Raw genomic sequence first — 12,933 nt, 5'->3', positions numbered from 1 at the left:
TCGTCGTCCGGGCCGACGCTGGCGGCGACGCCGCCCTGCGCCAGCACGCTCGACGACTGCGCGCCGAGCACGTCCCTGCTCAGGAGCACGACCGGCGCGGGCGCGAGCGCGAGCGCCGTCGACAGGCCGGCGAGCCCCGCGCCGATGATGATGCAAGCCCCCGTCGCGTCCATGGCGTGCGTTCCGATTCGAGAAGAAGACCCGGCCTTGCGCGTCACTTGACGGCGAGCATGCGCTCGACGGAGCGGCGCGCGGCCTCGGCGACGGAGGGATCGATCGTCACCTCATGCTCCATGTTCTCGAGCGCGCGGCGGATGTTGCGCAGCGAGATCCGCTTCATGTGCGGGCAGAGGTTGCAGGGCCGCACGAAATCGAGATCGGGGTTCAGCACCGCGATGTTGTCGCTCATGGAGCATTCGGTGAGCAGCACGAGCCGGGCCGGCTTCTCGCGCGTGACATAGGCCTGCATGGCGGCGGTCGAGCCCGAGAAATCCGCCTCGGCGACCACTTCGGGCGCGCATTCCGGATGGGCGAGCACGACCACGCCCGGATAATCCTCACGCAGCTCGCGCACCTCGGCCGGGGTGAAGAGCTCATGCACCTCGCAATGGCCGCTCCAGGCGATGATCTCGACATTCGTCTGCGCCGCGACGTTGCGGGCGAGATATTCGTCCGGGATCATGATCACGCGCGGAACGCCGAGCGACTCCACCACCTCCTTGGCGTTGCCGGAGGTGCAGCAGACGTCCGATTCGGCCTTCACCGCCGCCGAGGTGTTGACATAGGTCACGATCGGCACGCCCGGATGTTTGGCGCGCAGGCGGCGCACGTCCTCGGGCGTGATCGAATCGGCGAGCGAGCAGCCGGCCCCCATGTCCGGGATCAGCACTGTCTTTTCGGGATTCATGAGCTTGGCCGTCTCGGCCATGAAATGCACGCCCGCGAGCACGATCACGTCGGCCTCGACGTTCATCGCCTCGCGCGCAAGCGCGAGACTGTCGCCGACGATGTCGGAGACGCAGTGGAAAATCTCGGGCGTCTGGTAATTATGCGCCAGCACCACCGCGTTGCGCTGGCGCTTGAGCGTCATGATCGCGTCAATCTCGGCTGCGTATACGGGCCACTCGATGGCCGGGATCGCATGCTGGACGCGCGCGTACATGTCGCGGGCCGCGGGCGCCCGGTCATGTGGCGCGCGGCGGCTTTTGAGCGCGGCGTCGCCGCGGGACATCGAACGCGCAGTTTCCGCCGGCGAAGCCATCGGCTTATACTCCCCTTGAGCATTATTGCGTTATATGCTGGGGATGAGCATAAGTTTTGTCAAGACTTTGAAATGGGCAGCTTCGTGCCGACGACCGCGCGCTCGGCGACGACGGCGCGGCGGAAACGGAACAGCTTGGCCGGCCGGCCGCCCGTGTCCTGCGCGGCGGCCCCCGTCTCCTCGACGAGGTCCTGCTGCTCGATCAGGCGGCGGAAATTCTGCTTGTGGACGAGCCGCCCGGCGAGCGCCTCGACGCAGCGCTGGAGCTGCAGCAGCGTGAAGGTCTCGGGCATCAGCTCGAAGACCACGGGATGATATTTGATCTTGGCGCGCAGACGCGCGATGCCGGTGGCGAGAATGCGGCGATGGTCGAGCACCATGGCGCGGCCCGCCGCCTCCGCTTCGGCGCGCGCGGCGCCTTCGCGGGCGCGGGCGGCCTCGGCCGTCAGCCCGGCCTCGTAGAGCAGCTCATAGCGCTGCAGCACCAGCTCCTCGTTCCACGGGCGTCCCTCAAGGCCGAAAGTGATCGCGGCGCGCTGCAGGCGGCGCGCGCGCAGCTCGGCGTCGGGCGTCCCCGCGATCCAGGCGCGCAGCTTCGGCTCAAGGACGGCGGCGACCAGCGGCGGCGGCCCCTCGCGATGATCCTCCCATGGAAAATAGGCGTACCAGCTGCCCCACCCCGCCTCGGCGACGCCCGAGGCGCGCTGCTCGCGCGTGAGGCCGAGATAGCTGATCGAGATCGTCTGGCGCTCGGCCTCGGCGCGGTCGCGGTCGGCGAACGTGTAGAGCTGCTCGACATAGCCGAGCGGCAGCCGGGTCTGGTGCTCGACCCAGGCGCGCAGCCCCGACTGGAGGGACCGGTGGCCGACCTGGAACGGACCGGACGGCAGGGCGATCTGGTCCTCGATGGTGAGCACGCGCGGGTCGCCGTTGGTCACCGCGACGATGACGGCGATGAGCTCGACCGCCACGCCGGGCGCGGCGGCGGGTTCGGCGGCGGCGATGGTCTCAAGCTCGAGGGGGCGCATTTTGCGAAGTTCGACACGTTCAACACAAGTCGGCCTAGTCTAAGGGGCGGAGGCGATTTCGCCAATCGGCGCGCGGCGCGCGCTCAGCCAAGGTCGAGCTCGAACGCCGCCGGCAAATGACGCGGCCAGCGCCAGGGCGCGAAAAACACGGCGTCGGCGCGCAGCGTCAGGACCGCCGCCTGCGGATGGGCGGCGAGCCAGACGCGCGCCGCGCGGCTGAGGCGGCGGCGCTTTGCGGGCGTGACCGCCTCGAGCGCGCGGTCCATCTCGCCCCTCGCCTTCACCTCGACGAAGGCGATGGTCGCGCCGCGCCGGGCGACGATGTCGATTTCTCCGCCTTTCACCGCATAGCGGCGGTCGAGAATCGCGTAAAATTTGAGGCGCAGAAGCAGGATCGCCGCCTGCTCGGCGAGAAAGCCGCGACGCAGCGCGGCGAGACGCTCCGACGCCGTGCGCATCAGCCCCCCTCCTCCCCGCGCCGCGCCGGCCCCGGAGGCCCGCCGCGCGAAAGTTCGATGGCGCGCGCGTAGATCTTGCGGCGCGGCTCGCCAGTCGCCGCCGCGACCACGGCGGCGGCGTCCTTCACCGAATGTTTTTCGAGCGCCTCCGCCAGAAGCGCGTCGACGCGCGCGGGGTCGGCCGCCTCGCGCGCCTGCGGCGGGCCGACGAGCACCACGATCTCGCCTTTGGGCGGGCCTTCCGCCGCGAGCGCCGCGGCGAGATCCGGCAGCGGGGCGCGGCGCACGGTCTCGTAATATTTGGTCAACTCCCGCGCCAGCGCCGCGTCGCGCGGGCCGAGCACGACGGCGAGGTCGGCGACCATTTCGGCGACGCGGCGCGGCGATTCGAAAAACACCAGCGTGCCGGGAACGGCGGCGAGTTCGGCGACGCGCTCGCGCCGCGCCGCCGACTTCGGCGGCAAAAACCCCTCGAAGAAGAAACGGTCGGTCGGCAGGCCGGCGACGACGAGGGCGGCGAGCACGGCCGAGGCCCCCGGCACCGAAATGACCTCGACATTGGCGGCGAGCGCCTCGGAGACGAGCCTGTAGCCGGGATCTGAGACGAGCGGCGTGCCGGCGTCGGAGACGAGCGCGAGCGCCGCCCCGGCCGCGAGCCGCGCCATCAGATGCGGACGCATCACCGTGGCGTTGTGCTCATGATAGGCGACGAGCGGCGTCGCGATGCCGTAATGGGCGAGCAGCGTCTTGGTGACGCGCGTGTCCTCGGCGATCACGGCGTCGGCCGCGGCGAGCGTCGCGAGCGCGCGGAAGGAAATGTCGCCCAGATTGCCGATCGGCGTCGCGACCACATGAAGGCCCTTGCGAATCGGCTCGGCCTCGGCGCGCAGCCCGAAGGCGGTGAAGGCGCCGCCGCCCCGCTCGCCCGGGCCGGCGGGAGGGTTGGGGTTGGGGAAGCGTTCCGAATCGCCGATGCTCATGCCGGTTCCGCCCGCAGCTACGTTCGTTATTCCATAAAATATGTTCTGTTTATAGAACGTGCCAGCGCCTTCACGCAACACCTCTCCCGCAGGGGCGCACAACTGCGCCAAACGTCCTGCGCGCCAAACGTCCTGCGCGCCAAACGTCCTGCGCGCCAAACGTCCTGCGCGCCAAACGTCCTGCGCGCCAAGCGTCCTGCGCGCCGGGCGTCGCGCACAAGGGAGGTCCCCTGCGCAGGTCTTGCCCGCGGCGGCGCGGGACGACGAACGCCCCCTTTCGCGCGCCCGCGCGCGTTTTTGCGGAACATGCTATGGCTTGCGTCAAGCGCAATGATATGCCTGAAGCTGTCGCGAGGCTGTCGCCCGACCCGCCTCGCGCATGTGTGATCGTGGATTGAACGGCTTGGATTGAACGGCTTGGATGAACGGCTTGGGGAGATGGGTTCGATGAGTTTTGCGCCGCGCGCCCGCTCTGCCCCGGGGTCGAGGCTTCGCGCGTCGCTGACGCCCTGCGTCGCGGCAGGGCTCGCCGCCCTGCTCGCCGGCTGCGGCCCCTCGAACGGGCCGACGCTGCGCGCTCCAGCCGTCGGGCCGGTCGCGCAGCAGGCGGCGCCGCCGGCCGCGCCCGCCCCCGCGACGCCGAGCCAGAAGATCGGCTCGGGCCCGGTCAAGGTCGGCCTCGTCCTGCCGCTGACGCAGTCGTCGGGCGCGCCGAGCATGGTCGGGACCTCGCTGCGCAACGCCGCCGAACTCGCCATGACCGAGGCCGGCGCCGACGACATCACCCTGATCGTGAAGGACGACCATTCGTCGCCCGACGGCGCGCGGGCGGCGGCGCAGGAGGCCGTCGCCGAAGGCGCGGACCTCGTCATCGGGCCGCTGTTCGCGCCGAACGTGCGCGAGGTCGGCCGCGTCGCGCGAGGGTCGGGCAAGCCGGTGATCGCCTTCTCGACCGATTCCTCCTCGGCGGGGAGCGGCGTCTATCTCCTGTCGTTTCTGCCCGAATCCTATGTCGACCGCGTGATCGACTACGCCGCGACGCGCGGCAAGAAGTCGATGGCCGCCATGGTGCCCGAGAACGATTACGGCCGCGTCGCCGAGGCGGCGTTCCAGCAGGCGGCGGCGCGCAACGGCGTGCGCGTCATGGCGATCGAGCATTACAGGCCGGGCGACGCCGCGGCGGCGGCCTCCAAGGTGGCCGCGCTCGGCGGCCAGATCGACGCGCTGTTCATCCCCGAGCAGGCCGACGCCATGCCCGCCGTGTCGCAGGCGCTGACGGCGGCCGGGCTCGACGGCAAGAAGGTGCAGATCATCGGCACCGGGCTCTGGAACGACGCCCGCGTGCTGAAGCTGCCGGCGCTTCAGGGCGCCTGGTTCTCGGCGCCGGAGAACGGCGGCTACAACGCCTTCGTCGACCGCTACAAGGCCAAATATGGATCGGATCCGACCCGCATCGCGACGCTCGGCTATGACGCCGTCTCGCTCGCCGCGGCGCTGGCCCACACGCAGGGCGGGCAGCGCTATTCGGAAGGCGTGCTGACCAACCGCGCGGGCTTCAACGGCGCCGACGGCGTGTTCCGCTTCACGCCCGAGGGCGGCAACGAGCGCGGCCTCGCGGTCCTCGAGGTGACGCCCGGCGGCACGACGCCGGTAAGCCCCGCGCCAAAATCCTTCGCCGGCGCGTCGTGAGCCGGACGTCGCCCCGGGAACGGCGAGGCCGCCTGGCGTGACGCACGCGGAGCGCCGCGACAGGCGCAGGCGCGCGCGGCGCGGCCCGCGGAGGCGGAACCGCCTCTCCCCGTCGACGTTAGGCCGCTTTTCTTCCACACAGGAGGCCAGAGCGTGACGTTCGACATCTTCAGGGCCCAGCAGCCGCCGAAGCCGCCGTCGCCCGCCCCCGGGCCCGACGTGACGCCCGGCAATTTTCCCGAGCCGCCGCCGGGGCCCGACATCCCCGCGCCCGATCCCGCTCCCCTGCCGGTGAAAAATCCGGGCGATTCGCCCCTGCCGCCGATCGTCGATCCCGTCCCGCCGGACCCGACCGACCCGCAGACCCCGCCGCTGCGCGTCTGACGCCGAAAGCAGAGCGCGGAACGCCGCGGACAGGCGGAACCAAAGCCTTCCCCCCTCCGTTCAATGCTCGACTTTGAGGCAAAGGAGGCTTTTTCCGTGTCCTTGATGACAATTCTCCTGATCATCCTCATATTGATGCTGGTCGGCGCCATCCCAAGCTGGTCCTATAGCCGCAACTGGGGCTATGGGCCGTCTGGCGTTCTGGGCGTGGTCGTCCTCATTCTTATCATCGTCATTTTGACGCGCGGAGGCGTATAGCCTTCCTTGCGCCGGCCGTATTCGGCCGGCGTCTCTTTTTCGTCATCGCAAAGGCATGGACATGATCGACACCAAACCGGTCGAAGACGCTTCAAGGGATCTCGCCGCCGACCTCGCCGCGCTTCGCGCCGACGTCGCGAAGCTGACCGCCTCGCTCGCCAAGGTGGTCAAGGCCGAGGCGTCGTCCACCACAGAATCCGTCTACGGCGTCATGGACGTCGCCAAGCAGAAGATCTCCGACCGCGCGTCCGACGCCCGGGGCAAGCTCACGGACGCGAGCTCGGAGCTTGAGGCGTCGATCGAGCGCAATCCCCTGATGGCCGTCATGATCGCCATGGCGGCGGGCCTCGTGATCGGCCTCATCAGCCGGGGCAAGTGAAACGCTGGAGCGTGAGGATCCTGGGCGAATGAAGCGCAGGCGCGCAAAAACGGAGAGCCCGTGAAAGCCTATCTGAAACGTCTCGCAAGCGAGGCCGCGCAGCCGGTCGAAGACATGTTCGGCCGCATGATCAAGGCTTTCGCGCTCGTCGTCATGGCGGTCGGCTGCGCCGTCGCCGCTTCGGCCTTTCTGACGGTGGATCTCTATCTCTACGTCGAAAGCGTCTCGACGCCGATCGTCGCCGCGGGATCGGTCGCGGCGATCTATCTCGTGCTGGCGCTGCTGTTCTTCTCGCTCGCCTTCCGCAAGCTCGACACGGGCGCCGACGCGAAGGTCGAAGCGCAGGCGACCGCGGCCGCCGAGCCGGCGCGCCTGTTCGACACGGGCCCGGGCGCCGAGGCGAGCCCCGGCGCTGCGGCGGCGCGGCTGTTCAGCATGGGGTCTTCTTCCGCGCGCCCGACGAAGGCGCAATTCGCCGCCAACATCGACGCGGCCGTCGCGCCTGTCGCCGACGCCATGCGCGAGGCCGGCATGGCCAAAGAGGCGCAGGCGGTCGAGGCTGGCGCGCAGGTGGCGAAGCAGTTGAGCCCTTATGCGCTGGTGCTCTTTGCGACCGGCGCGGGCGTGGTCCTGGGACGCACGCTCACATCGCAGCGCAAGCTGTTTTGAACAGGATGTTTTGAGGCGCGAGCCGCGCCTTTCGGTCTCCCCCAAACTTGAAGAGGCCGGAGCGCTTGCGCCCGGCCTCTTTTTTCGCTGTTCGCTTTTTTGGAAAGAACCGCCGCGCCCTCCGAAAAAAGCGCGGCGCTCTCGAATGATCCTGCGCGGCGCTCAGACGAGCGCGCCGGCGGCGTTCGATTCGTCTTTCCGGTGCGACTTGCGGTCGAAGAACAGCGCCTGGCTGATCACCGCCTTCAGGCTGTCGACGCCAAACGGCTTTGTGATGAGGAAGGCGGGCTCGGGCGGAGCGCCCGTGAGGAAGCGCTCCGGATAGGCGGTGATGAAGATCACCGGCACGGAGAAGGAGCCGAGAATCTCGTTGACCGCCTCGAGCCCCGAGCTGCCGTCGGCGAGCTGGATGTCGGCGAGAATGAGGCCCGGGCGCTCCCGGGTCACCGCCTCCACCGCCTCGCGATGGGTGCGGGCGACGGCGATGACGCGATGCCCCTGCTCCTCGACGAGGGTTTGCAGGTCGAGCGCGATGAACGGCTCGTCCTCGATGATGACCACGTCGGTGCGGATCTGGTTGGCGATCTCCTTGCCGGCGGCGTCGATGAGGGAGGCCGCCTCCTGGGGCGCGCATTCGAGCGCGTCGGCGACCTCCTGCGTGGAGAAGCCTTCGAGCGAGCTGAGCAGGAAGGCGATGCGCGGGCGCAGGGTGATCGCCTCGAGATTGCGGTGGGCGCCGAGCTCGTCGCTCGAAAAGCCCGCCTCGTCGACATGCGCGTTGACCGGCGCGGAGCGCCAGACAGTCAGGAACAGGCGATAGAGCGTCGTGCGGACGTCGGCCCCGTCTTCGAATTCGGAAGGGTCGGCGACGATGGCTTCGAGGGTCGTCAGGACATAAGCGTCGCCCCCCGCCTGGGACCCCGTCAGGGCGCGCGAGAACCGGCGCAGATAGGGGATATGCGAGGAGATCGCCTGGGATATCGACATCAATCTACGCCTCTGTGCGCGTGAATTTCCGGACCGGGCGGGCCGCCGCCGCGGCGCCGCGCGAATCCCTGCCGGGAAATGCCAAGCCTCCGGAAATGGTTCCAGCGCCCGGAACTTTCGGCCTCGCGCCACGTTGGGAGCCGAGGCTTGACGGAGCTCGCATGGGCGGCGCGCGGGGGCCGCCGCCATGGCCGGTTCGGGTGGCGCTCGAGGCTTACGCGGGAGGGTCGACCGCGAAGCCTTTCGCGCTCCCGCCGCGGACGTCGGCGAACGTGGCCCGGGCGAACGTGGCCCGGGCGAACGTGGCCCGAACGTCGCGGCGATCAGGACGGCGATCATGTCAGGACGGCGATCATGGCGGAACCCCGAATTCCGCGGCAAGGGTTGAGATGGTGAGCAAAGTGACTAAATCAGATGTCGCAGCGCTGAAAAGCGGCGGGGACGGGGCCGCGGTCGAGGATTTCGCCGAGCCCGCTCCGTCGAGGGAGTTTGGCGAGCTGATCGGCTGCGGCGGGGCCTTCGGCGAACGCGTCCCGCGCAAGGCGCGGGCCAAGCCCGACCTCGCCGACCAGATCGGGCTTGGCCTGCGCACCGCCTACAATGACGTTTTGTCCCAGCCCGTGCCCGACCGGTTCCTCGACCTGCTTCGCCAGCTCGAGACCTCCGGCGCCCCTCAGGCGAAAAAGGACTAGCAGTGACCGTCGATCAGAGAGACTTGCTGGAGGACGAGGACGACTCGCTCGAAACGGCGCAAGCCCCGGCGGCGAGCGCCCAGATGACCGCCGACATGCTCGCCGTGATTCCCAACCTGCGCGCCTTCGCCGTCTCGCTCTGCGGCAATCTCGACCGCGCCGACGATCTCGTGCAGGAGACGCTGGTCAAGGCCTGGAGCAAGCTTGGCTCCTTCGTCGAAGGCACCAATCTGCGCGCCTGGCTCTTCACCATCCTGCGCAACATCTATTATTCTGAATATCGCAAGCGCCGCCGCGAGGTCGCGGACTCAGACGGCGCCATCGCCGGCAAGCTCGCCACGGCGCCGGCGCAGAACAGCCACATGGACATGCTCGACTTCCGCGAGGCGCTGCAGCACCTGCCGGCCGACCAGCGCGAGGCGCTGATCCTCATCGGCGGCTCGGGCCTTTCCTATGAGGAGGCGGCCGGCGTCTGCGGCTGCGCCGTCGGCACCATGAAAAGCCGGGTCAACCGCGCCCGCACGAGGCTTTCCGAATTCCTTTCGATCAGCTCGTCGAGCGAATTCGGCGACGACGGCGACTGGCAGGCGATCGACCCGCATCTCGCCGGCCAGCGCCATTCGCGCGGCGGCGGCGAGTAGGCGCGGCCGACACGCTTTGCGAAACATTCCTCCGGGGGCTAAAGCGGCGGCGTCCGCCGTCGTCTTCGAGGAGCGGACGGCGCGTCCGCGCGGAGGACGGACATGAGCGAGGCCGCACAGGCGACGCGCGTCGAGCGCGACAGTTTCGGGCCGATCGAGGTTCCAGCCGGCCATTACTGGGGCGCGCAGACGGAGCGCTCGCGCGCCTTCTTCGCCATCGGCCATCATCTCATGCCGATCGAGGTCGTGCGCGCCCTCGCGCTCGTCAAGCGCGCCGCGGCCGAGGTCAACGCCGAGGCCGGCCTCCTGCCGAAGGAGCTCGCCGCAGCCATCGCCGCCGCGGCGCTCGAGATCGAGCAGGGAAAGCTCGACGCCGAGTTTCCGCTGTCGGTGTGGCAGACGGGCTCCGGCACGCAGAGCAACATGAACGTCAACGAGGTGGTCGCCAATCGCGCCAATCTCGCGCTCGGCGGCGCGCTCGGCTCGAAGAAGCCGGTGCATCCCAACGACCACGTCAACCTCGGACAGTCGTCGAACGACAGCTTCCCGACCGCCATGCATGTCGCGGCGGCGCGCGAACTGACGGGAACGCTCGAACCCGCCGTGGCGCGGCTCGAAGCGGCGCTCGCCGCCAAGGCGAAAGAATTCGCCGCCGTGGTCAAGATCGGCCGCACCCATCTGCAGGACGCGACGCCGGTCTCGCTCGGCCAGGAATTTTCGGGCTATGTCGCGCAGCTCGCCTTTGCGCGCGAGCGGATCGCGGCGGTCCTGCCGGGCCTCTGTCGCCTTGCCCAGGGCGGCACCGCGGTCGGCACCGGGCTCAACGCCGCGCCGGGCTTCGGCGAGGCGATGGCCGAAAAGATCGCCGCCGCGACCGGCCTGCCCTTCGTCTCGGCGCCCAACAAGTTCGAGGCGCTCGCAAGCCATGACGCGCTGGTGTTCGCGCATGGCGCGCTCGGCGCGCTCGCCTCGGGCCTCTACAAGATTTCAAGCGACATCCGCCTCGCCGGCAGCGGGCCGCGCTCGGGCCTCGGCGAATTGATCCTGCCCGAGAACGAGCCGGGCTCCTCGATCATGCCCGGCAAGGTCAATCCGACGCAGGTCGAGGCCGTGACCATGGTCTGCGCCCGCGTGTTCGGCAATGAGACGACGCTCGGCTTCGCCGGCTCGCAGGGCCATTTCGAGCTCAACGTGATGAAGCCGGTGATCATCGCCGTCTTCCTCGAAAGCGCGCGCCTGCTCGCCGACGCCTGCGACAGCTTCCGCGCCCATTGCGTCGAGGGGCTCAGGGTCGACGAGGCGCGCATCCGCGAGCTTCTGTCGCGATCGCTGATGCTCGTCACGGCGCTCGCGCCCAAGATCGGCTATGACGCGGCGGCGGCGATCGCCAAGGCCGCCCACCACAAGGGCACGACCCTGCGCGAGGAGGCCCTGGCCTCGGGCCTCGTCGACGCCGCAACCTATGACGCGCTGGTGCGGCCCGAGCTGATGCTCGGCGAGGCGGCCCTCAGTTCGGCAGCCAGCCCCTGAACACGGCGACGAGCAGAAACACGCCCATCAGCCCGCGGTAGATCACGAAAGGCCAGGTCGAAAAACGCTCAAGGAAGCGCAGCAGGCCCCAGATTGCGGCGAAGGCCGAGATCGAGGCGACGATGAGGCCGACGGCGAGGATCGACCAGCCATGCGCGTCGAGCCCCGCCTTGTGCAGATGCCACAGCTCGTGCAGGCCGGCGGCGGCGATCGCCGGCAGGCCGAGCAGGAAGGAGAAGCGCGCCGCCTCCTCGCGCCGGAAATCGCGGAACAGCGCCGCCGTCAGCGTCGAGCCCGAGCGCGACACGCCGGGAATGAGCGCGCCGACCTGGGCGACGCCGACGACCATGGCGTCGGAGAGCCGCGCCTGCTCGATCGTCCGCTTCGGCCGGGCGTAGATTTCGGCGAGCGCGAGCAGCGCGGCCATGACGATGCAGGACCAGCCGATGACGGTCAGCGTCCTGAGCGGCGAGCCGCAGGCGTTGAGAACCGGCGAGAGCAGCACGCCCGCGATCACGATCGGCAGGGTCGCGAGCAGGATCCACACGGCGAAGCGGAAGTCCCAGCTCGAAAAGTCGCGCCGCCGGGCCGCGCCGATCGAGCCCGTGACGATGCCGCGCACGTCCGACCAGAAATAGCTGATCACGGCGGCGAGCGCGGCCGCCTGCATCGCCGCCGAAAAGGCCGAGCCCGGATCGGGCCAGCCCAGAAAAGCAGGCACGATGCGCATATGCGCCGTCGACGAGATCGGCAGCAGCTCGGTGACGCCCTGCACCACGCCGAGCACGGCGACCTTTCCATAACCGAGGGCGACGAAGCCCGTGTCGAGCCCGGCCGTGCAGGCGGAAGCCATGGCGCTGATCCTTTGAGCTGGAGGAGAAGGCTCTCCGACGAGGGTTTGACATGCGGGCTGAGGGCGCGCCCCGCTTCTTAAACGGGGCCTTGGTCAAGAAAAAGCGAACGTCGCCCTCGAGCCCGGATTTTCGTGGTCACAGCCTCGCGAGCACGCGCCCGCGCCGGCATTAAGCGTCGGCCGAAAAGCCTGCAAGTTTCCGGCCGATGCTTTATGCAGGCGCGAGGATGACGTCGTCGCGACGGCCCGGGCGAGGCCCGCGCCCCGCGGCGTCCCGGCCAGACGCTTCAGCGAGGACGCCCCTTGTCTTTCGGCGACAGATCTTTCGGCTCCGCCTCCGCCGGTCCGGGCCGGCGCGGGGCCGGCGCGCTCGTCGCCCTCGCCCTTCTCGTGGCGCCGGCGGCCGCCGGCGTGCGCCTGCTCGACCCCGGCGAGGACATGGCCCCGATCGAGACGTTTCGCGACTCCCGGCCCGGCGCGCCGGGGTCTGAGCGCGCGCCAAAACTCGCGCCCGTGCGCGTCGCCGCGGCGGGGGCCGACGCCGACGCGCTGGCGAAGCTCTTTCCGCACGCCGCGCCGTTCGAGATCGTCGCGCCTTCGGCCGGCCCCGACCTGACGTTCGATCCGCAGGCGCGGCTCGTGCGCGCCGGACGCGACGTCTTCGCCCGCGACCTCGGGCTCGACGAGCTTCCCGACGTCGTCGACCGCTTCGCCCTCGGCGCCCTGCTCGCGCGCGGCGAGCCGCGGCCGATCCTGCCGCTGCGCGTCGTCAGCCCGGCCGCGCCGCGGCGCGCCGGCGAGACGGTCGAGATCGAGGCGCAGGACGTCGCGGGGCGCGCGCTCGTCGTCTTTTCGGTCGGCGGCGACGGGCTCGTCCGCACGCTCTATCCGCTGCCCGACGATCCGCCGGTCGTCGCGGCCTCGCCCTTTCGCCTCTCTTTCGCGGCGCGCGCGCCATTCGGCGCGGAGCTGATCGTCGCCGTTTCGAGCGCCGAACGCGCGGGCGCGCTCGACCAGGGCCTGCGCGAGCTGAACGGTCGCCGCGCGGCGGGCCAGGCGGCGCAGCTTCTCGCCCTCGCCGCGCCGGCCGACGCGCGCATCGGCGCGGCGACGGCGCTCACTGC

General features: G+C 69.9%; 15 protein-coding genes and 1 pseudogene. 9 read left to right on the top strand and 7 right to left on the bottom strand.

The features are described 5' to 3' along the window. The 5 genes from ACILRB_RS15505 to rsmI form a co-directional block, all read right to left on the bottom strand. Positions 1 to 173: FAD-dependent oxidoreductase (locus tag ACILRB_RS15505; protein ID WP_395667197.1), on the bottom strand; the 173-nt coding region annotated here is incomplete at its 3' end. 41 nt (positions 174 to 214) lie between these two features. After that, on the bottom strand, positions 215 to 1,162 hold the full coding sequence (nadA, locus tag ACILRB_RS15500) for a quinolinate synthase NadA (RefSeq protein ID WP_395667194.1): 948 nt from the start codon (positions 1,160 to 1,162) through the stop codon (positions 215 to 217). Between the two features lie 158 nt (positions 1,163 to 1,320). Next, entirely contained in the window at positions 1,321 to 2,289 is a 969-nt protein-coding gene (locus ACILRB_RS15495; RefSeq protein WP_395667193.1) for an NrtR DNA-binding winged helix domain-containing protein, read from the bottom strand. 83 nt (positions 2,290 to 2,372) lie between these two features. After that, positions 2,373 to 2,747, bottom strand: coding sequence for a YraN family protein (locus tag ACILRB_RS15490; RefSeq protein WP_395667192.1), 375 nt, complete (start codon positions 2,745 to 2,747; stop codon positions 2,373 to 2,375). After that, positions 2,747 to 3,727: a 16S rRNA (cytidine(1402)-2'-O)-methyltransferase gene (gene rsmI, locus ACILRB_RS15485; RefSeq protein WP_395667191.1), complete on the bottom strand. Its 981-nt coding sequence runs from the start codon at positions 3,725 to 3,727 to the stop codon at positions 2,747 to 2,749. The genes ACILRB_RS15490 and rsmI overlap by 1 nt, the downstream gene beginning before the upstream one ends. Positions 3,728 to 4,174: 447 nt before the next feature. Between rsmI and ACILRB_RS15480 the strand changes: the two genes are divergently transcribed. The 5 genes from ACILRB_RS15480 (at position 4,175) to ACILRB_RS15460 (ending at position 7,106) form a co-directional block, all read left to right on the top strand. Next, on the top strand, positions 4,175 to 5,416 hold the full coding sequence (locus ACILRB_RS15480) for a penicillin-binding protein activator (RefSeq protein ID WP_395667190.1): 1,242 nt from the start codon (positions 4,175 to 4,177) through the stop codon (positions 5,414 to 5,416). Between the two features lie 153 nt (positions 5,417 to 5,569). Further along, complete coding sequence (locus tag ACILRB_RS15475; RefSeq protein WP_395667189.1) at positions 5,570 to 5,800, top strand: hypothetical protein; 231 nt, start codon at positions 5,570 to 5,572, stop codon at positions 5,798 to 5,800. A gap of 105 nt (positions 5,801 to 5,905) precedes the next feature. After that, positions 5,906 to 6,058: a DUF3309 family protein gene (locus ACILRB_RS15470; protein WP_395667196.1), complete on the top strand. Its 153-nt coding sequence runs from the start codon at positions 5,906 to 5,908 to the stop codon at positions 6,056 to 6,058. A gap of 61 nt (positions 6,059 to 6,119) precedes the next feature. Next, positions 6,120 to 6,437 (top strand): hypothetical protein, encoded by a 318-nt coding sequence (locus tag ACILRB_RS15465; RefSeq protein WP_395667188.1) that lies wholly within the window; start codon positions 6,120 to 6,122, stop codon positions 6,435 to 6,437. A 60-nt stretch (positions 6,438 to 6,497) separates the two neighbouring features. Then, complete coding sequence (locus tag ACILRB_RS15460) at positions 6,498 to 7,106, top strand: hypothetical protein (protein WP_395667187.1); 609 nt, start codon at positions 6,498 to 6,500, stop codon at positions 7,104 to 7,106. 162 nt (positions 7,107 to 7,268) lie between these two features. Here the strand turns inward: ACILRB_RS15460 and ACILRB_RS15455 are convergent, their stop codons facing one another. After that, positions 7,269 to 8,093, bottom strand: a complete 825-nt coding sequence (locus ACILRB_RS15455) for a response regulator (protein ID WP_395667186.1) — start codon at positions 8,091 to 8,093, stop codon at positions 7,269 to 7,271. Between the two features lie 401 nt (positions 8,094 to 8,494). Between ACILRB_RS15455 and ACILRB_RS15450 the strand changes: the two genes are divergently transcribed. From ACILRB_RS15450 to fumC, 3 genes are all read left to right on the top strand, one after another. Beyond that, positions 8,495 to 8,785, top strand: coding sequence for a NepR family anti-sigma factor (locus tag ACILRB_RS15450; protein ID WP_395667185.1), 291 nt, complete (start codon positions 8,495 to 8,497; stop codon positions 8,783 to 8,785). Between the two features lie 83 nt (positions 8,786 to 8,868). Then, positions 8,869 to 9,426: a sigma-70 family RNA polymerase sigma factor gene (locus ACILRB_RS15445; protein ID WP_395667195.1), complete on the top strand. Its 558-nt coding sequence runs from the start codon at positions 8,869 to 8,871 to the stop codon at positions 9,424 to 9,426. 102 nt (positions 9,427 to 9,528) lie between these two features. Further along, entirely contained in the window at positions 9,529 to 10,956 is a 1,428-nt protein-coding gene (gene fumC, locus ACILRB_RS15440; RefSeq protein ID WP_395667184.1) for a class II fumarate hydratase, read from the top strand. Here fumC and uppP read toward each other — a convergent pair. Further along, on the bottom strand, positions 10,934 to 11,809 hold the full coding sequence (uppP, locus tag ACILRB_RS15435; protein WP_395667183.1) for an undecaprenyl-diphosphatase UppP: 876 nt from the start codon (positions 11,807 to 11,809) through the stop codon (positions 10,934 to 10,936). The genes fumC and uppP overlap by 23 nt on opposite strands. 303 nt (positions 11,810 to 12,112) lie before the next feature. On the opposite strand from uppP, the pseudogene ACILRB_RS15430 reads away from it, so the two are divergent. Beyond that, positions 12,113 to 12,933 (top strand): annotated as a pseudogene (locus ACILRB_RS15430) (hypothetical protein); the annotation flags it as partial.

The organism is Methylocella sp. (assembly GCF_044226135.1).
In the GTDB taxonomy this organism is placed as follows: Bacteria; Pseudomonadota; Alphaproteobacteria; order Rhizobiales; family Beijerinckiaceae; genus Methylocapsa.
The sequence above is the reverse complement of the archived record's forward strand: the minus strand, read 5'-3'. Positions and strand labels throughout refer to the sequence as shown.

Coding starts and splice junctions, on each gene's coding strand:
- nadA (WP_395667194.1), bottom strand. CDS start 1,162: ATGTACGCGCGCGTCCAGCATGCGATCCCGGCCATCGAGTGGCCCGTA.
- ACILRB_RS15455 (WP_395667186.1), bottom strand. CDS start 8,093: ATGTCGATATCCCAGGCGATCTCCTCGCATATCCCCTATCTGCGCCGG.
- ACILRB_RS15465 (WP_395667188.1), top strand. CDS start 6,120: ATGATCGACACCAAACCGGTCGAAGACGCTTCAAGGGATCTCGCCGCC.
- ACILRB_RS15480 (WP_395667190.1), top strand. CDS start 4,175: ATGAGTTTTGCGCCGCGCGCCCGCTCTGCCCCGGGGTCGAGGCTTCGC.
- fumC (WP_395667184.1), top strand. CDS start 9,529: ATGAGCGAGGCCGCACAGGCGACGCGCGTCGAGCGCGACAGTTTCGGG.
- ACILRB_RS15495 (WP_395667193.1), bottom strand. CDS start 2,289: ATGCGCCCCCTCGAGCTTGAGACCATCGCCGCCGCCGAACCCGCCGCC.
- ACILRB_RS15490 (WP_395667192.1), bottom strand. CDS start 2,747: ATGCGCACGGCGTCGGAGCGTCTCGCCGCGCTGCGTCGCGGCTTTCTC.
- uppP (WP_395667183.1), bottom strand. CDS start 11,809: ATGGCTTCCGCCTGCACGGCCGGGCTCGACACGGGCTTCGTCGCCCTC.
- ACILRB_RS15470 (WP_395667196.1), top strand. CDS start 5,906: ATGACAATTCTCCTGATCATCCTCATATTGATGCTGGTCGGCGCCATC.
- rsmI (WP_395667191.1), bottom strand. CDS start 3,727: ATGAGCATCGGCGATTCGGAACGCTTCCCCAACCCCAACCCTCCCGCC.
- ACILRB_RS15445 (WP_395667195.1), top strand. CDS start 8,869: ATGACCGCCGACATGCTCGCCGTGATTCCCAACCTGCGCGCCTTCGCC.